Origin of the sequence: Lentzea waywayandensis, assembly GCF_900115955.1 — a bacterium.
Classification (GTDB): domain Bacteria; phylum Actinomycetota; class Actinomycetes; order Mycobacteriales; family Pseudonocardiaceae; genus Lentzea; species Lentzea waywayandensis.
Genome location: NZ_FOYL01000021.1, coordinates 65,847 through 86,109, shown reverse-complemented (window position 1 = coordinate 86,109; position 20,263 = coordinate 65,847). Strand labels below are relative to the sequence as shown.

The window sequence follows — 20,263 nt, the reverse complement described above, 5'->3', positions numbered from 1 at the left end:
GTAGCACTGATATCGAATCAACGCTACCGCTGATGTGTTATCGTCGTTACATGGACACGAGAGAGCGTCTGGTGAAGGCTGCGGCCGACCTGCTCGTCGAGGGTGGCAAGGAAGCGGTCTCCACGCGCGCGGTCGCTTCGGCGGCGGGCGTGCAGGCGCCGACGCTCTACCGGCTCTTCGGCGACAAGGACGGGCTACTCGACGCCGTGGCGGCGTTCGGCTTCTCCGACTACCTCGCGACCAAGCAGGCGATGGGTGCCAGCGACAACCCCGTGGACGACCTGCGACGGGGGTGGGAGCTGCACATCGGCTTCGGCCTGGCGCGGCCCGCGTTCTACCTGCTGATGTACGGCGAGCCGCGCAAGCGTGAGGCGCGGCTGAAGGCGGACGCGATGCTCCGCGAGATCATCAGCCGCATCGCGTCGGCGGGCCGGCTGACGGTCCCCGTCGAGCAGGCGGCGCAGTTCGTGCACGCGGCGGGCATGGGCGTCGTGCTGGCGTTGATCGCGACGCCGGAGGAGGACCGCGATCTGGAGCTGATCACGTTCTCACGCGAGCAGGTGATCAGGGCGATCACGACGGACGTCGCGCCGGACGAGCCGACGGACATCCCGAGCAGGGCGATCGCGCTGAGGGTGGCACTGGAAGAGGACCCGCCCCTGATGCTGTCTCCAGCGGAACGGGCCCTCTTGGCCGAGTGGCTGAACCGTGTGGCCAAGTGATCAGGCGTTCGGGTCGAACGCGATCCCGGCGGGCTTCGCGATGCCCAGGTTGTAGTTGAACGCGCTGTCCTTGATCGCCAGGGACGCGCTGCCGAAGTTCGCGTTCACGAGCTTGTCGCGGACCCCGGCGGGGAAGCGGTCCCAGCTGACCAGCCCGGGGTACTGGTAGACCCCGTAGTGGTTCTCCGCCTGCTCGCCCGCGCCCGCGAGCCGGAAGCAGTGCGTGCTGGCGCCGTCCTTGTGGTAGATGATCTTCGGGTGGGTGCCTTCCCACTGCACGTTGGCACGCGGGTGGGTCTTGTACTTGCCGTGCTCCGACGTCGAGACGAACTGGGCCACGTCGTTCTGCACCCAGACGACCACGTGCTCGATGTCGTGGCGGTGGCCGCAGCAGTCGATCAGCGGAACGGCCTGGTCCTTCTCGAAGTACAGGTCGTACAGGTAGGCGCACCAGCCGTTGTTGCACTTGGAACGGCTGTAGGAGTTGGTGTTGTCCAGGTCGGACCTGTCGTGGCAGTTGCCGTTCAGCGCGCCGGAGTTCTTCAGGCCGGGCGCGATGTCACCGGTCGGCGAGATCGCCGGGGTGGGGTAACAGCCGTCGCCGTCGTAGTCGAACGCCGGCTGCCACTTGCCGTCGGCCGCCTCGTAGTTGGCGGGGATGGCCCGGGGCGGGTCAGCGAGCGCGATGCCGGGGAACAGTGCCGTGATCAGCAGTGCGCCGGCGAGCGCGGTCAGGAGCTTCTTCCTCAACAGAGGCCTCCGGGGTGCAGGGGAGCGAGGCTTGCGAGGCCGAAGGTGGTACATGAACCACGTTCACGTCTAGGTACTTCGCCAAATCTTTGCCATACCGGGAAATTAACAACCCCGGGACGGAATCGATCACGTCCCGGGGTCGCGCTCTCATCCGCCCAGGTGGGCCCTCATGCGACGGGTCGCCGCGACCAGGTTTCGCAACGCCGGCTCCACCTCGGCGTAACCGCGCGTCTTCAACCCGCAGTCGGGGTTGATCCACAAACGTTCACCTGGCACCGCGCGCACCGCCTCGGTGATCAGCGAAACGATGTCGTCCTCGCTCGGCACCAGCGGTGAGTGGATGTCGTAGACGCCGGGACCGATGCCACGCGGGAACTCCAGGCCCTCCAGGATCTCCATCTTGGACCGCGCGGCCTCGATCGTCGTGACGTCGGCATCGAGGTCGGAGATCGCGCCGATCACCTCGCCGAACTCCGAATAGCACAGGTGGGTGTGGATCTGGGTGCCCGTCGTGGCGCCGGCGGTGGCGAGCCGGAACGCGCCGACCGACCACTCCAGGTACGCCGGTTGGTCCTTCCGGCGCAACGGAAGCAGCTCGCGCAGCGCCGGTTCGTCGACCTGCACCACCCGGATCCCGGCGGCCTCCAGGTCGCGGATCTCGTCGCGCAACGCCAGCGCCACCTGGTTCGCGGTGTCGGCCAGCGGCTGGTCGTCGCGGACGAACGACCACGCGAGGATCGTCACCGGACCGGTCAGCATTCCCTTGACCGGCTTGGACGTCAGCGACTGCGCGTAGGTGCTCCACGGCACCGTCATCGGCTTCGGCCGCGACACATCGCCGTGGATGATTGGCGGCCGCACGCACCGCGACCCGTACGACTGCACCCACGCGAACTCCGTGCTGGCGAAGCCCTCCAGGTGCTCGGCGAAGTACTGGACCATGTCGTTGCGCTCGGGCTCGCCGTGCACCAGCACGTCCAGGCCGATGTCCTCCTGAAGATCGATCACGCGACCGATCTCGTTTCGCATCCGCTGCCCGTACTCGTCCTCGGTGATCTCCCCGCCGCGCACGGCCGCGCGTGCCTTGCGGATGTCGCCGGTCTGCGGGAACGAACCGATCGTCGTGGTCGCGAGCGGCGGCAGCGCGAGCCGGGCCTGCTGGGCGGCAGCGCGTTCCTCGTACGGCGCACGGACGCTGTGTTCCGGCCGCAACGACGCGATGCGTGCCCGGACGTGGTCGTCGCGGCGCGGGCTGGGCACCTGGTGCTTCGCCTCGTCGGCCCAGGCGCCGTCGGCTCCGTTGCGCAAAGCCTTGCCCAGCACCACGATCTCGCGCACCTTCTGCCGTGCGAACGCCAGCCGCGCCTGCACGTCCGGTTCGAGGTTCTCGGCTTCCAGGTCGTACGGCACGTGCAGCAGCGTGGAGGACGACGAGACGACGACCTCGCGCGCGGAGCCCAGCAGTGCCGCTGCCGTCGCCAGCGCGGCGTGCAGGTCGGTGCGCCACACGTTGCGCCCGTCGACCAGGCCGGCGACCAGGATCTTGTCGCGCAGCGCGGGGATCGCGACCGACGTGTCCGGCGCGCTCACGAGGTCGATGCCGATCGCCTCGACCTGGGAGGAGGCCAGGATCGGTAGTGCCTCGCCCAGGTCGCCGTAGTAGCCGGTGACCAGCAGCTTCGGCCGGCCGGGCAGCCCGCTGAGCGTCCGGTACGTGCGGCGCAACGCGTTCAGTTCGGCCGGTGTGCGGTCGGCGGCGAACGCCGGTTCGTCGATCTGCACCCACTCGACGCCCTCGACGCGCAGGCGGCCGAGCAGTTCGACGTACGCCTCCAGCAGGCGATCGAGCAGTGTCACCGGTTCGAAGCCGGGAACCGTGCTCTTGGCCAGCAACAGGTACGTGACCGGGCCGAGCAGCACCGGCCGGGTCGTGATGCCGAGTTCGAGCGCCTCGCGGTACTCGGCGATCGGCTTGTCGCCGGTCAGCCGGAACTCGGTGTCCGGGCCCAGTTCCGGCACCAGGTAGTGGTAGTTCGTGTCGAACCACTTCGTCAGTTCCAGGGCCGCGGCGCCGTCCCGGCCGCGTGCCGCCGCGAAGCAGGTGTCCAGTTCGGACAGTCCGAGGTCGCGGAACCGCTGGGGGATCGCGTCGAACAACAACGACGTGTCGAGCACCTGGTCGTAGAACGAGAACGTGTTCGACGGTACGGAGTCCAGTTCGGACAGTTCGGCCCAGGTCTGCGCCCTGAGCTGTTTCGCGGTCTGCTGGAGTGCAGCCTCATCGATCTTTCCGGCCCAGTACTGCTCGACCGCGCGCTTCAGTTCGCGCTTCGGTCCAATGCGGGGGTAGCCGAAAACAGTGCTGCCAATGGTCACAAGCTCTCTCCTCGCGAGCGTGCGGAAGCACCGGAGACACGCGAGCAGGGCGGCACGGAGCCGCGCCCGTCAGCCCGCCCGAGAGGCTCCGGAGCACCGCGCACCGGGTCGGCGCGCGGACCGGCGGCAGGTCTTCGGACTCGTGGGCGCCGTTCTCGAGCCCTGAGGCTCGCTCCTACCGGCCGTCGCTTCCCAGATCTGGCAGACCCAGTGCGTATGACGGCTTTCGTTCCCACTCACCGCTGCGGGGCAGTCCCGGACTCGCACCGGGTTCCCTTTTGCTCCACCCGGAACGAGCCCGGGTGAACCGCTGGCAGGACCGACACTAGCGTGCGGCGCCGAGCATGCCCAGCGCCATGTCCGCGTATTGAATGGTGAGATCACTCAAGTCGACCGGCCCGGTGGGGGAGTACCAGCGGGAGACACCGCTGCACATCTCCAGCAACGCCAGCCGGGCGATGCTCGGATCGGCCACCGTGAGCTTGCGCGCCTTCACGCCGTCGTCGATCGCGTCCTGCCAGAAGCGCTCGTAGCGGTCGCGCAACGCCACGATCTCCTCGCGGCGCTCGCCGGTCAGCGCCCGCATCTCGCCGTCCACCACCGCCGTCTCGCGCGGCTTCTCGGCGTGCGCCCGCACGTGCATCTTGACCAGCGCGACGAGACGGTCCGTCTCGTCGCCGGTGATCTGCCCGGCCTTGCCGATCAACTCGGTCAGGCTCGTGCGCATGATCTCGACCAGCAGGTCTTCCTTGGTGCCCATGTAGTGGTAGAGCGTCGCCGACGACAGCCCGGCGGCCTGCGCGAGGTCGCGGATGCCGGTGCCGTGGAAGCCGCGCTCGGCGAACAACCGCACGGCGGCCTCGCGGACCCGTTCCTCCGTCGTCATCTGCTGCCTCCCTTGACCGGCCGGACGCGCTCACTCTAGCGTCAGGCCCAATCGATCGATCGATCGAAGGGGAGAGATGACCGTCGACTACTCCTGTGCCGAGGGCATCGCGCAGGTGCACCTGAACCGTCCGGAACGGCTCAACGCCGTGGTCCCGGCGCTGGTCGAGGACCTGCTGGCCGCGTTCGCACGGGCACGTGAGGACGAGGCGCGGGTGATCGTGCTGGCGGGCCGCGGCAAGGCGTTCTGCGCCGGCCACGACCTGAAGGAGCCGGTCCCGGTCGAGACCGAGGAGCAGACGCGGGCACGGCTGGAGCGCATCCAGGACGTCACCCGCGCGATCCGCGACTTCCCCGGCGTCGTGATCGCCGCGGTCCACGGCTACGCGCTGGGAGCGGGCGCGGAGTTCGCCCTGGGATGCGACCTGATCGTGACGGGAGGCCTCGCGAAGTTCGGTTTTCCCGAGGTCAGCGTCGGTCTCAGTGTCACGGGAGGGATCTCCAGCCTGTTGCCGAAGATGGTCGGTCCCCACCGGGCGAAGCAATTGCTGTTGCTGGGCGAACACATCACCGGCGGCACGCTGATGGAGCTCGGAGTGGTGTACCGGGACGTCATCGACCACGAGAAGCACGCGATGAAGCTGGCGAAGCGCATCGCTGCCCAGCCTCCGGTCGCCGCGTTGTTGGCGAAACGCGCGCTCGACCAGGGCCTCGGTTCGACGCTCGACCAGGCGCTGGCCACCGAGGTCGACCACGCCGTGATCACCAGCACCTCTGGCGAGGGGGACAAGCCGCGGGAGGAGTTCGGCCGTGGCTGACCTGATCGGCGCGCTCCGGACCGCGGTCACGAGGTGGCCGGACAAGACCGCGTGGACGTTCGATCCGGGCGGCTCGTTCACCTTCGCCGAGATCGACGCGCTGTCCGACGGGTACGCGCAGGCGTTGCGGGACAAGGGGATCCGCGCGGGCGACCGGGTCGCGATCATGCTGCGGAACGTGCCGGAGTTCCCGCTGGTCTGGTTCGCGCTGGTCAAGCTCGGCGCCACGGCCGTGCCGCTCAACGTCAAGTACCGCTCGGTCGACGCCTCTCATGTGCTGACCACCTCGGAGGCCGTCGCCGTGGTCGGCGCCGAGGAGTTCCGGTCACTGCTCGCCGACCACGTGGTGCACTACGTCGAGGAACTGGAGCCGGTCGGCGGGTTCGTGCAGGGCGAGGTGTCCGCGTCGGTCAGCCTGCAGTTCACCTCAGGCACCACGGGGAATCCGAAGGCCTGCGTGCTGTCGCACTCCTACTGGCTGACGCTCGGCGGCAGCCTGGTCGAGTACTTCCCGCAGCTGAACTCCGGTGACGTGATGCTGACGGCACAACCGTTCCACTACATCGATCCACAGTGGAACGTCGTCGCGGCACTGCTCGCCGGCGCGCATCTCGTGGTGCTGGACGGCTTTCACCCGTCGTCGTTCTGGGCGAAGGTCCGCGAGCACGGCGTCACCTACTTCTACTGCCTCGGCGCGATGCCGGCGTTGCTGCTGCGCATGCCTGTCGATCCGTTGGATCGACAGCACTCCGTACGAGTCGTGCAGGCCTCGGCGATCCCGCCCGCCCTGCACGCCGAGCTGGAAGAGCGCTGGGGCGTCGGCTGGTTCGAGGCGTTCGGCATGACCGAGACCGGAGCCGACCTGCGGATCACCGCGCTCGACCACGACCGGTTCGTCGGCACGGGTTGCCTCGGGCTGCCCGCGCCGCATCGCGAGGCCAAGATCGTGGACGGCGAACTGTGGTTGCGCGGCCCCGGCATGATGGACGGCTACCTGGGTTCGCCCTCGCCGTTCGCGGACGGCTGGTTCCGCACCGGCGACCTGGCGCGGATCGAGGACGGCCGTGTCTACCACCTCGGCCGCAGCAAGGACATGATCCGGCGCAGCGGCGAGAACGTGGCCGCGCACGAGGTCGAGGAAGTGCTGATGTCGCACCCGTCGGTGCGGCTCGCGGCCGTGATCGGCGTGCCGGACGACATTCGCGGTGAGGAGGTGAAGGCGTTCGTCGTCGGGGAAGTCACTGATCAGGAGCTCGCCGAGTTCTGTGCGGAAAGACTGGCGTCGTTCAAGGTTCCGCGTTTCTGGGAGTTCCGCGAGGATCTACCGCGCACCCCGTCCGAACGCGTCGCCAAGGAGCTGCTGCGGTGAGCTTTCACTGGGAGAGCCCGGTCTTCTTCGATGAGCTGGACCTGAACGGCACCTTGCACAACTCGCGGTTCGCGCTGCACGTCGAACGCGCCCAGTCAGCGCTGTTCGAGTCGATGGGCTTCGGCTGGTCCTCCTACGCCGACCGCGATCCCGACCTGAACTACGTGGTCAAGGAACTGCACATCGAGTTCGACGCGGCCTTCACCGCGCCCGGCGTGCTCCCGGTCGAGATCACCGCAGACCGCATCGGCACCACCAGCGCCCGCTACGGCTTCCGTTGCGGCCGTTACGCCTCCGGCTACCGGGTGATCGTCAAGGTCGGCTCCGACGGCCGTCCCGCGCCGTGGAGCGACTGGTACCGCATGGCTTTCGAAGGGCTCTCATGATCAAGGCCGACCTGCTGCTGACGAACGCCGAGTTCGTGACGCTGGACGGCCCGGCGTCCGCGCTCGCCGTGCTGGGCGACCGGATCGTGGCGCTGGAGGAGGTCCCGGCCCGAGAGGTGGTCGACCTTCAAGGCGCGACCGTCACGCCCGGCTTCCACGACGCCCACAACCACATGGCGTGGTTCGGCCTGACTCTGTCCGAAGTGGACTGCCGGGTCACGAGCCTCGACGCGCTGTACGCGGCCGTCGAAGCAGCACCGGACGGCGAGTGGGTCGTGGGCTTCGGCTACGACCAGAACAAGTGCGGCGGCCACCCGACCCGCGACGGCCTGGACCGCGTCGCGCGCGGCCGCAAGGTGTGGATCAAGCACACGTCCGGCCACATGTGCGTGGTGAACACGCCCGTGCTGGAAGCGCTGGGGATCTCGGAGAGCGCGGTCGAGGTCTCCGGCGGGCTAGTGGTCACGGACAACGGCCGCCCGACGGGCTTGTTGCAGGAACAGGCCCAGCACCTGGTCGGCCCGCTCGTGCTGCCCTATCCGGTGGACACCCTGGTCGACGCGATCGACCGCGCCGGCCGCGTGTACCTGAGCGAGGGCATCACGAGCTGCGTCGAGGCGGGCATCGGCGGCGGCTGGATCGGCAAGTCCCCGGTCGAGCTGGAGGCCTACCACCGCGCTCGCGACCAGGGAAAGCTGCACGTCCGCGTCGAGCTCATGATCGCCGCCGACGCCCTGCACCCGGTGACCGAACTGGGCCTGGGCCTCGACCTGGGCATCCGCACCGGTTTCGGCGACGACTGGCTGCGCATCGGCCCGGCCAAGATCTTCTCCGACGGCTCGCTGATCGGCCACACCGCCGCGATGTGCCACGACTTCGCCGACACCCCGGGCAACCACGGCTACCTGCAGGACTCCTCGGACGCCTTGCGGGAGCGGATCATCGCCGCCCACCGAGGCGGTTGGCGCGTCGCCACCCACGCGATCGGCGACGCGGCCATCGACCTGGTCTTGGACGCCTATGAGGAAGCTGGTCGCATCGACCCGCGCCCGGACGTCCGCCACCGCATCGAACACTTCGGCGTCGCCCGCCCCGACCAGGTCGAGCGAGCGGTGTCGTTGGGCGTGATCGCCGTGCCCCAGGGCCGTTTCGTCAACGAGATCGGTGACGGCATGCTGAAGGCGCTCGGGCCGGAGCGTGCCGCGTGGGCCTATCGCCAACGCTCGCTGCTCGACGCGGGCATGATCGTCCCTGGCAGCTCGGATCGCCCGGTGGTGAACGGCGCCCCGTTGCTCGGCATGCACGGCATGGTCGAGCAGCTGACGTCGTCCGGCACGCCGTTCAGCCCGGCCGAGGCGGTGACGGGCCTGGAAGCGTTGCGCGCCTACACCTACGGCTCCGCCTACGCCTGCAAACAGGAACACCTCAAGGGCACGTTGACCGTGGGCAAGCTCGCGGACCTCGTCGTGCTCTCGGACAACCCGGTCACCGCCGGCCGGATCAAGGACATCCAGGTGCTGCGCACGATGGTGGGAGGACAGTTCCGGTGAGGCTCGTAGCCGCTTCTTCGCTCACGTCAGAGGAACTCGCTGACGTGCAACAGATCTACTTCGACGGCTTCGAGCCGCACCTGCGCGCGCCGTTCGACGACCTGCTGGCCGACACCGCCCTGGTGCTGATGGACGACAAGCCGCTCGGCCTCGCCGTCCTGCGCACCCTCGGCGACACCGGCTGGGTCTACCTGCGCTACTTCACCGTGGGGGAGAAGGGCCGCGGCCTGGGCGAACACCTGTGGACGCACCTGCGCGTCGCGATGACCGGCGCGGGCCACACCCGGATCATCTACGACGTCGAGGACCCGGCCCAGCACGGCATCGACCCGGCCGAGGAACGCGTCCGGCGCCGCCGCATCGCGTTCTACCGCCGCCTCGGCGCCGTGCTGCTGCCCGTCAACGGCTACCTGCCGCCGCAGGGCAGCGCCGGCTACCCGATGCTGCTGATGGCGGCGGACTACGTCTCCCAGACCCCGGCCGCCGCCGACGACCTGGCCCGCATCACGGTCGCCGTGTACGAGCACCGGTACGGCATCGCGGCGTCCGATCCCGTGGTGACGCGGACGTTGCGGCTCAGTGGCGTCTCACATCCGGGCTGAGCCGGCCTTCCAGTACCCGCTGAACATGATCGACTTGCGGTCCACCCCTCGGTCCTTGGTCAGGTGCCGCCGCACCCCGGTCGCGAGCGCCGACTCCCCGCACGCCCACGCGTAGTCCACAGAGGACAGGGTCTTGCCCCCGATCGCCTTCAGCACGGCGGAACCAGGCTCGGCGTCGCCGCGGAACACCCACTCCGCCTCGAGGTCGATCCGGTACGACTCGTCCGGCACCTCGACGAACACCTGCGCCGGTCGCGTCTCGACCTCCAGGATCGCCGCGAGGGCGGGCAACGCGGTCTCGTCGGCCGCGAGCAGCACCGAGCCTTCCGACGGTGGCCGGTAGGCCGAACCGCCCGCGCGGAACCCGGCCTGGTCGCCCGCGATCGCGCGGCGGGCCCACCGGGTGCCGGGGCCCGCGTCGCCGTGCACCACGAAGTCGACGTCGATCTCGGCGACCTCGGGCCGGTGCGCGCGGACCGTGTACCAGCGCAGATCCGGCCGCGTGTCCTCGGGCATCGCGCGCAACGACGAGCGGACGTTGATGCGGTCGTCGGCCGGCATGACGAGCTCGCGGCCGGTCGCCATCAGCAGGCCGAAGTACTCGTCCGGTCCGGTCACCTCGAACGGGGCGAGCTCCGGCGCGTGGAAGGTGATCCGGCGCATGTGCTCGCCGAGTTCGGTCACCGCCGTGACGGTCATGACGAACTGGTCGAAGACCTCGCGGCGGTTCGCGGGGGCCATCAGCAGCTCGGCGGCCTTGGTGGCGGCCTTGAGCGTGAACCGGTCGAAGGCGGAGTAGCGCGACATGTCAGCACCGTACACCTTTGGTTAGGCTTACCTAAGCTCTCGGGCGAAATCGAGGCTGGTACCGCAGACTGCGAACATGTTCCCCAGGACCGCGCAACAGCAATGGTGGTTCGAAGAGCCCGCGAGCAAGAACCGCAGTCAGGCTCTCGGCCTGCGGCTCGCCATCGCCTACCACCAACGGGACGCCGAGGCCGTCGCACGACTGCTGCCCGACGACGAGGGCGAGATCTGGCTGGTGATGGGCGCGCTGGAGAACGGCCTGCTCGGCCTCAACCAGCTGTACCCGCCCGGCCCGCCGGACGAGGTGTGGGAACGCGTCACGCCGATCATCGACGCCTCCGCGCCCCAAGGTGTCGCTCCGCGCGCACGTGCGTTGCTCGCGGCGATGACGGACGCCATGTACAACGCCACGCTCGGCGAGGTCAACGAGCGCAAGGAACAGGACCCGTACGTGGGTGCGCACCTGTACGCGGCGATCACGGCGATGCGCTCCATGGAGCACGAGGGCAGTGTGCAGCGCATGCAGGCCAAGGCCGACGAGCTCGATTCACTGACATAGGCGCGGTCTCGTCCGGCCGCGGTAGCCCGGCAGGGACGTCAGTGCCCGGCAGGTCGACTCGACCTGCCGGTGATTCATCCGATTGTGTACAGGGGAGTCATTCTCGACAGGGAAGGTCAACGTCGAGGTGCTGCTGTACGTCCCCGTGCCGCCCGCCCGAAGCGCCCCGTGCACTGGGCCGCGCACATGCACAGCGGCGTCTGACGACCACGTCAGCGTCCCTGGTAGGTGAACGCGGCCCAGTGACCGGGTGCGTCGAGGTGAGCGATCCGGGCCCGGCGTGCCAGCACCGGGTCGAGGTCCAGCGGCACCTGCCTGCCGGGGTCGAGCATCCACACCTGGGTGGCGCGCAACGCGGTGGCCGGATCGCGATAGCCGCGGGTCAGGTAGTGGTGGAACATCGTCACGAACAACGTGGTCGTGAGATCGACGATCGGCCAGCGCGCGCCCACCGCGCCGGTGGCTCCGGCGGCGATGAACGCGGTGGCCAGGGTGAGTGCCTCGTCGTGCGCGGTGTCGGTGACGTCGCTCGCGCAGGAGGCCAGCACGACCAGGCCGCCGTCGGCGTCGCGGCCTCGGTGGCGGGCCTGGCGCAGGATCGCGCGCGTCGGCAGCACTTCTCCGTCGTCCAGCAGGAGATGCGACTCGACGGCGGGTGTCTCGCCGCGGGCGTGGCAGGTCAGGTGCAGCACCGAGGCGCCGGGCGTGGACCGGCTCGGCAGGTGGCGCAGCACGTCGGCAGGGCGCACGCGGTCCTCCAGCGTGGTCGCGCCGGGGTAGTCGTGCTCGCGCAGGGTCTTGATCTCGGTCGCCGCCCACGCCAGGCCGGCGTCCTGGACCCTGACCAGGGCGACGGACTCGTCCACCGGTCTGCTGGTTCTCGCGGCGGCGTCGGTGAACTGGCGGGCCGACGCGGCGTACGTGATCACCGCGTCCTGGCACGCGTACCGCACCCTGCCGCCATGGGTGCGGCGGGCGGCGTGCCAGGGCACCGCGCCCAGTTCGCCGACCGGGACGAGCACGATCCGCGGCAGGCCGGGGAACCGGCCGAGAAGCTCGCCCATCACCGCGTCCCACGCCCACTCGCAGGTGTGCCCCATGGTCTCGTCCCACCACCGCTCGTCCTGCGCGGACGGGTCGAGCAGAGTCCGGCGGGCATCCTGGAACGCGGCCGCGGGTTCGGTGCGCAGATCGGGCAACGGCAGGTGCTCCACGGCCCCGTCCAACGCGATGACGAGTGCGAAGCCGGCAGCGTGCGGAGTCGCCGGTACCAGATAGGCCAGCGCGTCGCTGCCGGTGCGCCGCAACGCTTCCCGGACCTCCTCGGTGTCCGGCGGCTGCAGCAGCTGGGACGCCGCGTCCGACCCGGCTATCGCGGTGAGCACGCGGAAACGGAGCTCGGACGGCGCGGACTCGGGGTCCCACTCGGCGGCGAGGTCGAGCCGGCCGGAGTCGCGCAGCAGGTCGGAGATGGACGCTTCGGCACTGAGCGAGTGCAGCACGAGTGACCGGCCGAGCTCGAGCGCCCGCACCGCGAGGTCGAGGCGGTCCGCGGCCAGGCACCAGCGGGCGATCGTCGCCGCTTCGCCGTTCGCGTGCTCCGCCATCGTGAGCGCGTGGCCGACGTCGGCCTGCAACAACACGTCAGACGTCCGCGCCCGCAACGCCAGCACGCCGTTCTCCGCCGCCCGCACCCGATCATCCTCGCCGGCGCGCCTGTTCAGCCCGTCTCCCAGTTGGAAGTACACGTCGGAAACGTCGGCCATGCCCGGTTCGCGCTCGACCAGGGTGACCGTCCTCTGCCAGTGGGTGATGGCGTTGTCGAGGTCGTTCTCCTCGCGGGTGAGCAAGTGCCGCATGCGCAGGGCGACGCCGGTGGCGAAGCCTATGCGCACGGCGTCGCGGCCGTTGAGCGTGTTGTCGCGTTCGAACGGGAGCAGCAACTCGATGGCGCGGTCGATCTTCCCGACATCGCCGATGGTGATCCCGTTCTGAATCAGGACGAGCGCCTGCCCGACATCGTTGTAGTGCGCGGAGATGTGCGTTCGGTCCGCAGGAGGCACGAAGTCCGCCATCAGCGACGTTCCGTGCGCGGACGAACGCAGGAAGTCCCGCATCCGCCGCACGTTCTGAGTCACCGCGTCGAGCAGCAGCGGGGACAGGTCTCCCAGTTTCTGCGGGACTCGCTCGAACTGGCTGATGACCTCGTCGTATCGCGCCTCGTCCGGGGAGTGGTGCTGGAACGACGCGAGACCCACGGTCGCCCTGGCCCACGCGAGCAGCCCTTCGAGCTGGGGATCTGCGTTCGGGCCGCTGGTCCGCAGCACGTCGAACGCGGTCTCGACGTCCTGCAGGTTCCACATGCCGATCGCCCGCTTCGCCAGAGCGGTCGCGCCGTAGACCTTCATCAACACCTGGACGAGCTCGTCGTCCGGGAACCGCGCGGCGACGTCCCGGGTGGCTCGTACGGCGGCGTTGAGCGGGCCGGGCTCGTCCGTCAGCACGGCTTTCAACACCTCGAGCAGCACGCAGATCAGCCTGGACCTCACGTCGTCCTGGTCGTAGGACGTCAGATCCTCATAGAGCGCCCGCAGCGTGTCGAGCTCGTCGATGGAAGCGTTGGCCGCGATGATGCGGAACGAGACGTTGACGACGAACGACTCGAGCGTGTGCTCACGGCCCGGATTGCCGACGGGGAACACGTCCAGTGAACGCCGCAGGCGGGCGATCTCCTCGGGCAGTTCGCCGGCTGTGAACGGTGTGCCGAGATCGTTGGGGTACTTCATCAGGCCCAGCAGGTCGCGGAAATGTGCCGCGGCCGGAACGTCGTCGGTCAGCGCCGCGGCCGCCGCGTCCACCGCCTCGGCGGCCGCGAGCGCGTCCTCGGACTTCTGGCTGATCCTCGCCTTCTCGCTGTGGATGCCGGCCCGCACCGTCGCGATCAGCGCGTGTTCCTGGGTGCCCGCAACGGTTTCCTGCTGGTCGATCGACGTCAGGGCGTCGTCGTAGCCACTCGCGTCCGTGAGCGTCAGCAAGCCGACCATCGCCCTGTACGCGAGGATCTGCGGGTGGGAGCGGTTCTTCTCGGTCAGCGAGTCCAGCATCTCGGTGACGGTGCGCGCCACTGCGGCCTTGCGTTCGGCCGGGACGAGATAACTGTTGCGCATCACCAGGACCATCTCGGCCGCACCCAGCCGGCCGGGTGGCAGGCGGGTCTCGCGGGGTTGCAGCGACGTCAGGAGCAGCTGGACCCGCAACAGCCGGGCGTTGTCGCCGGACTCCTCCACGTAGGCCGGGATCTCCAGCAACGCGGCCAGTTCGCTGTCGGCGGCGAAGTCCTCCTCGGGCCCGGCGTGCAGCGAGTAGCGCAGCACGCGGACCACGGCGAGGTGATGCCGCAGATCGCGGTCGGCGGAGTCGTTCTCCCGCGCCAGGACGAGTTCGGCCACAGCTTCGTCGAGCTCCGCGCGAGGGCCGGATCCCTTTTCCTGCAACGCCTTCCTGGCGAGCAGCGTGCCGAGTTCCGCCGCGACGGGGTGTTCCCCGCGCAGCGCCCGCAGCTCGGCGATCGCGAACAGCGCGTCGTCGGTCGGCGGTCCGCTCTGCCAGCGCTTGGCGGCGGCGAGCGCGGCCTCGATGCGGGTCACGGTGATCGACTGTAGGCCGGGACCGCGCCCGATGGAGGCGACGGGACTACTTTGACCACTATCTGTCCCCTGCGCGGCCTTTTGTACCTGGCGGGACTTCCCGATGATGTTGTGGTGACGATCGATCCGGAGCTGGTGCGCGATGTGGCCGAGAAGATCCAGTGGTTTGTGGACGGCAGGCGCACGCCCAATGTGTGGCAACGGTTCGACAGCGCGTTGACGGCGGTGGGCGCGGCCCACGGAGCAAACGACGCCGCCGCGATGGAACAGGTCCTGTACGAGCTGGAGTTGCTCTCACGGCGCGTTGCCGAGAAGCAGGGACAGGAGTCGGCGGAGGAGCCACCGCCGAAGGTGCGTGATCGAGCGAACGAGCTGGTGCACACGTTGCTGCCGGACGACGAGCAGGACGAGTGATCGCCCCCGCGTTGCTCGCCTACTTCCACATCCCGCTGGAGGGACCGAACGCCGCGGAGGGGCGGGCCTGGCTGGACGAGGCGTGGCGTGTTCTGGGGGAGGAGCTCGGGTTCACCGAGCCCGTGCCCGGTCTCGGCGCCGGCACGGAACTGTCGGGTGGCACGGGGTTGCTGGCGGCACGGCAACGGGACGGCGACGAGGTGTGGCAGGCGTCGGTGCGGCTGGAGCACGACGTGCGCTGCCTGACCGTCATGATGGCGCCGCCCCGGGACCGCGACTGCGCCGAAGCCTGGGCCGGCCTGGAGGCGGAACTGGCCAGGCTGGGCCGTCCCGCGGCCGGTGTGCTCGGGGAGACGCGCATCCTGCTGGCGTTGGACCCCGAGGACGACCTGGAGGCGCTGCGAACGGCGGTGCCCGGCGGGGGCAGCGTCGGCTGGTCGCGCAGGCCGGACCGGATCGCGGTGCCCGGCGGGGTCGTGCGGGTGTGGGAGACCGGCCCGCCCGCCGACGACCGGGTGGTGCGGCGGCTCGTTGCGGTGGCGCCGGTCGAGCTGGAACGCCGGCTGGACCGCTTGGTGTGGACGACCGGCGACGGCGAGCTGACGGCGCTGGCCAGGCACCTTATGCACGCGGCCAAACTTCGGTACCAGGTCAGGGTCTTCCTCCGTGACCGTGCCATCGCGCGTGGGCGCGGCACGCCTGAGGAGATCGCACCCGCCTTGCGCGTGATGCGGCGTGGCGTGGGCATCATCGTGGAGAACCTCCGCAAGGCGATCAGCGGCGACCTGTTGTCCGACGGCGGCCCGGTGGCGGACGACCTCGCGCTCGGCACCTGGTTCCTGACGCGGCTCGACGACGAACTGGACGCGCTCGGCTCGCCCCGCGACGCCCGTCCAGAGCCCGTTCGGCTCAGCGGACCGGACGTGTTCGTCAGCTACATCCACGATTCCGAGCAGCACAAGAAGGACGTGCGGGTGTTCGCCGACCTGCTGCGCGACCAGGGGGTCAACGTCCACCTCGACCAGTACTACCCGGACGTCCGGCGGGACTGGTACGAGTGGATGCTCAACCGGGTGCCGACCGCCGCCTACGTGATCGTGGTGGCGTCCCCGATGTGCCGCATCGTCGGCGACGCGGCGGGCGATCCGGCGCAGAACCTCGGCGGCCGGTCGGAGATGGGCCTCCTGCGTGAGCTGATGCACTCGGACCGCCCGCGGTGGACTCGGCGGATGCTGCCCGTGGTCCTGCCGGGCCGGTCGGTCGGCGACATCCCGTTGTTCCTGCAGCCGCGCACGATGGACCACTACCTGATCCCCTCGCTGACGGCCGCCGGGGTCAGGCCGGTGCTGGTCGCGATGAAGGCTGCGGACTAGCGCGACCTGCGGGAACATCTCTGAGGCGCAACTAACAGACACCCCGACGTGCATGCTCATACATCGTCGTGCATAATTCTCAACGTGTCCAAGGTGCTCACTTCACTTCCCGTCGGCGAACGCGTCGGCATCGCCTTCTCCGGTGGTCTCGACACCTCCGTCGCGGTCGCGTGGATGCGTGAGAAGGGCGCTGTGCCCTGCACGTACACCGCGGACATCGGGCAGTACGACGAGCCCGAGATCGATACGGTCCCCGGCCGCGCCGGTACGTACGGTGCCGAGATCGCACGTCTTGTCGACTGCCGTGCCGCGCTGGTCGAGGAAGGTCTCGCGGCGCTGGCCTGCGGCGCGTTCCACATCCGCTCCGGTGGCCGCGCGTACTTCAACACGACCCCGCTCGGGCGGGCCGTCACGGGCACCATGCTCGTGCGCGCCATGCTCGACGACGACGTGCAGATCTGGGGCGACGGCTCCACCTACAAGGGCAACGACATCGAGCGGTTCTACCGCTACGGCCTGCTCGCGAACCCGTCGCTGCGGATCTACAAGCCGTGGCTCGACGCGGCGTTCGTGAACGAGCTCGGCGGCCGCAAGGAGATGTCCGAGTGGCTGCTCGAGCGTGACCTGCCCTACCGCTCGTCCGTCGAGAAGGCGTACTCGACCGACGCGAACATCTGGGGCGCGACGCACGAGGCCAAGTCGCTCGAGCTGCTCAACGAGGGCATCGAGATCGTCGAGCCGATCATGGGCGTCAAGTTCTGGGACCCGTCGGTCGAGATCGCGACCGAGGACGTCACCATCGGCTTCGACCAGGGCCGTCCGGTCACGATCAACGGCAAGGAGTTCCACGACGCCGTCGACCTCGTGCTGGAGGCGAACGCCATCGGCGGCCGCCACGGTCTCGGCATGTCCGACCAGATCGAGAACCGCATCATCGAGGCCAAGAGCCGCGGCATCTACGAGGCGCCCGGCATGGCGTTGCTGTACATCGCCTACGACCGGCTCGTGAACGCGATCCACAACGAGGACACCGTCGCGGCCTACCACAACGAGGGCCGCAAGCTCGGCCGTCTGCTCTACGAGGGCCGCTGGCTCGACCCGCAGTCGCTGATGGTGCGCGAGTCGTTGCAGCGCTGGGTCGGCTCCGCGATCACCGGCGAGGTCACGCTGCGGCTGCGCAGGGGCGACGACTACTCGATCCTCGACACGTCCGGCCCGGCATTCAGCTACCACCCGGACAAGCTGTCGATGGAACGCACCGAGGACTCGGCGTTCGGCCCGATCGACCGCATCGGCCAGCTGACCATGCGCAACCTCGACATCGCGGACTCCCGCGCCAAGCTGGAGCTCTTCGCGGGCCTCGGCATGGTCGGCACCCGCCAGTCGGCGCTCATCCCCGCCCTGCCCGAGCCGACGCAGCTGATCGGCGAGGTGCCGGACGGCGGCGCGGAGGCCATCGCCTCGCGCGGTGAGGTCTCGGCGGCCGACGAGCTGCTCGACGCGGCGGCCATGGAGTTCGGCACGGACTAACACGAGAACACGGGGCCGGTGGGGATCACCCCGCCGGCCCCGTTCTCGTCAGGTCTGGGGCCACATCGAGTAGATGACGTTCTCCGCGTCCGCGCACACGACCTGCGGCATGATGCCTTCAGGGACCTGGTTGCACGACATCGATCCGACCATGACCGGTGGCAGGCCCGTCTTCGGGTCCGACCGTTCGGCGTAGTAGTCGAACAACACTGCTCCGGCCTGGTCGCAGTTCAGCCTGCCCTGCGGGGTCTCCATCACGACGGCCAGCATCGGCTTGCCCAGAGCGCCGGTGAACGGCCGGTCGCAGTACTGCGAGGGCAGGCTTTCGTACTGGTCAGGTGACACGCCGGTGAGGGCGGTGGCCGCGGCTGACGTGGTGGTGGTCGGCGGCTGAGTCGTCGGGGCGGTGGACGACTCGGGGTCCGAAGGCGAACCGGACCCGGTGATCTCCGGGGTGCAGCCCGCCGCGAGGACGGCGAGCAGCACAGGTGTGATCAAGAACCTCATGCCTGCGGGGTCGGCACCGGCCTCACTATCGTTACGACTCGTGTCGATCGAGGATGAGCGGGCTCGGCCCGCCGTACTGCTCAATCCCCTGGAAGGCGACCCGACGGACGCCGACAGCCACATCGGCGGCCCGATGCTGTGGCCGATCGACGAGCCGTGGCCGCATTGCGACGGCGCCGCGCACGATCCCGCCGGCGCCGGTGAACCGTTCGTCGGCGCCGTGCAGCTCTACCGGCGCGACTTCCCGGAGCTACCGTTCCCGGACGGTACCGATCTCCTCCAGGTCTTCCTCTGCACGCTTCACCACGACCTGCCTCATGCCTACGGCCCGGACGTGCGGCTGGTGTGGCGTGACGCCGCGACGGTGTTCGAGCTGATCGAGGAGGAGCCTGCGCCGTCCGTGCAGGAAGAGCTGTACGTTCCCACGGTCAACGTGCTCGAACCGATCCGCTTCGCCGAGCACGAGACGAAGACCTCCGGTGGCACGAAGATCGGCGGCTGGACCGCGTGGTGGCAGTCCGGCCCGATCGAGTTCGAGTGCCCGGAGTGCGGCTCGGTGCAACGCCAGACGCTGTCGCTGGCCACCCACGAACCGTCCGGTGACGACGTGGAGTGGGAGTTCGGCCGTGAGGGCAACCTGAACATCCTCACCTGCGCCAAGGACGTTCAGCATCCGATCACCGTGCACGTCGACTGAGCGCCGCCACCCCGGCCAGCAGCACGAGCAGGATCCCGGCGAACCACGCCATCACCGTGGTGGGCGCGAGATACCGGGTGGCGAGCCCGATCGACAGCGACGGCACGCTCAGCCCGAGGTAGGCGATGAAGAACAGCGTCGCCAGCGCCTCGCCGCGCTTCTCCGGCGCCGCCATCGCGGAGACCACCCCGATCGACGCCTTGAACTGCACACCGGCGCCGATTCCGGCGATCGCCCCGCCGACCAGGAACAACGGGAAGCTCGTCGCGTACATCCCGGCCACGACCAGCAGCACGCCGATCGCCTGCCCGCCCAGGCCCACCGCACGCCGGGCGGACAGGGAAAGGCCGCCGGTCACGGTCTGGGCGAGCGCCGCTCCACCGAACACGAGGAACACCACGAGCCCGGCCAGCAGCCGCGACGGGTGGTGCAGTTCGCCCGCCACGAAGCCCGGCGAGACCGACGTGAACACACCGAACACCGCGAACGCCGAGAACGCTCCAGCGGCCGCCGCGAAGTAACCCGTGCGGTCGCCGTGGTCGGCGCTGATCCGTTGTGGACGGTACGAGACCCGCTTGCGCACCACGGTTTCCGGCGTGAGGGCGACGGCGGCGATGCTCACCGCGAGCAACACGGCCAGCACGACGTACGGTGTGCTCAGCGGCGAGGGCGCGTACTGCGCGAGTGCGCCCGCCACCAGGGCGCCGACGCCGAGGCCGCCGATGTTCGCCGCGGTCGACACGATCTCGAAGCGGCGCGGTGACGCGCCGGGGCGGTGCCGGGAGTGCAGGTCGTAGAGGTAGGCGGTGGCGGTCGCGGCGATCATGCCGACACCCAGGCCGTTGATCACGCGCGCGACGATCAGGACCGGCAGCGACGTGCTCGTGAGGAAGAGCAGCGCGGAGACGATCTCCAGGCTCAGCGCGGGGATGAGGATCGTCTTGCGGCCTGCCCAGTCCGAGACGTGGCCCGCCAGCACCAGGCTGATCACCACGCCGACCGCGAAGGCGGCGAACACGACGGTGATCGCGAACGTCGAGAAGCCCTCGCGCGCCACGTAGAGCGGGAACAGCGGCGCGGGGACGGTCGAGTAGGCCATCGCGATGAGGAACGTGCCGGCGACGGCCCAGAAACCCCTGCCGTGGTGCGTGCTCGCAGCGGGTCGTTCGGCGATCGGTGAATCGAGGACCAGGGACATGCCTCCACCTTGCGTGCCTCGATACATCACGTCCAACGAAAGTTGCTGCTGGCGATCATCACTTTCTGAG

At 69.4% G+C, this 20,263-nt stretch carries 18 protein-coding genes and 1 riboswitch; of the genes, 11 read left to right on the top strand and 7 right to left on the bottom strand.

Annotated elements, in window-relative coordinates; translation table 11 throughout:
- The first annotated feature begins 50 nt into the window (after positions 1-50).
- A complete protein-coding gene (locus tag BM417_RS44375; RefSeq protein ID WP_093606134.1) occupies positions 51-722 on the top strand; it encodes a TetR/AcrR family transcriptional regulator in 672 nt (223 codons plus the stop codon).
- On the opposite strand, the gene BM417_RS44370 is transcribed toward BM417_RS44375, so the two are convergent.
- The 3 genes from BM417_RS44370 to BM417_RS44360 form a co-directional block, all read right to left on the bottom strand.
- Entirely contained in the window at positions 723-1,472 is a 750-nt protein-coding gene (locus tag BM417_RS44370; protein ID WP_245822811.1) for an NPP1 family protein, read from the bottom strand.
- 150 nt (positions 1,473-1,622) lie between these two features.
- Entirely contained in the window at positions 1,623-3,851 is a 2,229-nt protein-coding gene (gene metE / locus BM417_RS44365) for a 5-methyltetrahydropteroyltriglutamate--homocysteine S-methyltransferase (protein WP_093606132.1), read from the bottom strand.
- Between the two features lie 108 nt (positions 3,852-3,959).
- Positions 3,960-4,178, bottom strand: a riboswitch (cobalamin riboswitch).
- Complete coding sequence (locus BM417_RS44360) at positions 4,177-4,737, bottom strand: TetR/AcrR family transcriptional regulator (protein ID WP_093606131.1); 561 nt, start codon at positions 4,735-4,737, stop codon at positions 4,177-4,179. It overlaps the preceding riboswitch by 2 nt.
- A gap of 76 nt (positions 4,738-4,813) precedes the next feature.
- Here BM417_RS44360 and BM417_RS44355 point away from each other — a divergent pair, with 76 nt between their 5' ends.
- Genes BM417_RS44355 through BM417_RS44335 form a run of 5 tightly spaced genes read left to right on the top strand, consistent with a single transcriptional unit; the run spans position 4,814 to position 9,461 of the window.
- Positions 4,814-5,554: an enoyl-CoA hydratase/isomerase family protein gene (locus BM417_RS44355; protein WP_093606130.1), complete on the top strand. Its 741-nt coding sequence runs from the start codon at positions 4,814-4,816 to the stop codon at positions 5,552-5,554.
- Complete coding sequence (locus tag BM417_RS44350; protein ID WP_093606129.1) at positions 5,547-6,923, top strand: AMP-binding protein; 1,377 nt, start codon at positions 5,547-5,549, stop codon at positions 6,921-6,923. The genes BM417_RS44355 and BM417_RS44350 overlap by 8 nt, the downstream gene beginning before the upstream one ends.
- Complete coding sequence (locus BM417_RS44345) at positions 6,920-7,309, top strand: acyl-CoA thioesterase (RefSeq protein ID WP_093606128.1); 390 nt, start codon at positions 6,920-6,922, stop codon at positions 7,307-7,309. The genes BM417_RS44350 and BM417_RS44345 overlap by 4 nt, the downstream gene beginning before the upstream one ends.
- On the top strand, positions 7,306-8,859 hold the full coding sequence (locus tag BM417_RS44340) for an amidohydrolase (protein WP_093606127.1): 1,554 nt from the start codon (positions 7,306-7,308) through the stop codon (positions 8,857-8,859). The genes BM417_RS44345 and BM417_RS44340 overlap by 4 nt, the downstream gene beginning before the upstream one ends.
- Positions 8,856-9,461 (top strand): hypothetical protein, encoded by a 606-nt coding sequence (locus BM417_RS44335; protein ID WP_093606126.1) that lies wholly within the window; start codon positions 8,856-8,858, stop codon positions 9,459-9,461. The genes BM417_RS44340 and BM417_RS44335 overlap by 4 nt, the downstream gene beginning before the upstream one ends.
- Here BM417_RS44335 and BM417_RS44330 read toward each other — a convergent pair.
- The gene (locus tag BM417_RS44330; RefSeq protein ID WP_218164763.1) at positions 9,447-10,268 is read right to left on the bottom strand and encodes a siderophore-interacting protein; all 822 of its coding nucleotides are present in this window, start codon (positions 10,266-10,268) and stop codon (positions 9,447-9,449) included. The genes BM417_RS44335 and BM417_RS44330 overlap by 15 nt on opposite strands.
- A 76-nt stretch (positions 10,269-10,344) precedes the next feature.
- On the opposite strand from BM417_RS44330, the gene BM417_RS44325 reads away from it, so the two are divergent.
- Entirely contained in the window at positions 10,345-10,827 is a 483-nt protein-coding gene (locus BM417_RS44325; RefSeq protein WP_093606125.1) for a hypothetical protein, read from the top strand.
- A gap of 212 nt (positions 10,828-11,039) precedes the next feature.
- On the opposite strand, the gene BM417_RS44320 is transcribed toward BM417_RS44325, so the two are convergent.
- Positions 11,040-14,474, bottom strand: coding sequence for a CHAT domain-containing protein (locus tag BM417_RS44320; protein WP_093606124.1), 3,435 nt, complete (start codon positions 14,472-14,474; stop codon positions 11,040-11,042).
- A gap of 114 nt (positions 14,475-14,588) precedes the next feature.
- Between BM417_RS44320 and BM417_RS44315 the strand changes: the two genes are divergently transcribed.
- From BM417_RS44315 to argG, 3 genes are all read left to right on the top strand, one after another.
- Positions 14,589-14,888: a CATRA system-associated protein gene (locus BM417_RS44315; RefSeq protein WP_143139090.1), complete on the top strand. Its 300-nt coding sequence runs from the start codon at positions 14,589-14,591 to the stop codon at positions 14,886-14,888.
- Positions 14,885-16,261: a CATRA conflict system CASPASE/TPR repeat-associated protein gene (locus BM417_RS44310; protein ID WP_093606122.1), complete on the top strand. Its 1,377-nt coding sequence runs from the start codon at positions 14,885-14,887 to the stop codon at positions 16,259-16,261. Before BM417_RS44315 ends, BM417_RS44310 begins: the two co-directional genes overlap by 4 nt.
- An 84-nt stretch (positions 16,262-16,345) precedes the next feature.
- Positions 16,346-17,791 (top strand): argininosuccinate synthase, encoded by a 1,446-nt coding sequence (gene argG / locus BM417_RS44305; RefSeq protein WP_093606121.1) that lies wholly within the window; start codon positions 16,346-16,348, stop codon positions 17,789-17,791.
- A 48-nt stretch (positions 17,792-17,839) separates the two neighbouring features.
- Here the strand turns inward: argG and BM417_RS44300 are convergent, their stop codons facing one another.
- The gene (locus BM417_RS44300; RefSeq protein WP_143139089.1) at positions 17,840-18,298 is read right to left on the bottom strand and encodes a hypothetical protein; all 459 of its coding nucleotides are present in this window, start codon (positions 18,296-18,298) and stop codon (positions 17,840-17,842) included.
- A gap of 40 nt (positions 18,299-18,338) precedes the next feature.
- Between BM417_RS44300 and BM417_RS44295 the strand changes: the two genes are divergently transcribed.
- Positions 18,339-18,995, top strand: a complete 657-nt coding sequence (locus tag BM417_RS44295; protein ID WP_093606191.1) for a YwqG family protein — start codon at positions 18,339-18,341, stop codon at positions 18,993-18,995.
- Here the strand turns inward: BM417_RS44295 and BM417_RS44290 are convergent.
- Entirely contained in the window at positions 18,976-20,193 is a 1,218-nt protein-coding gene (locus BM417_RS44290) for an MFS transporter (protein ID WP_093606119.1), read from the bottom strand. The genes BM417_RS44295 and BM417_RS44290 overlap by 20 nt on opposite strands.
- Positions 20,194-20,263: the final 70 nt, after the last annotated feature.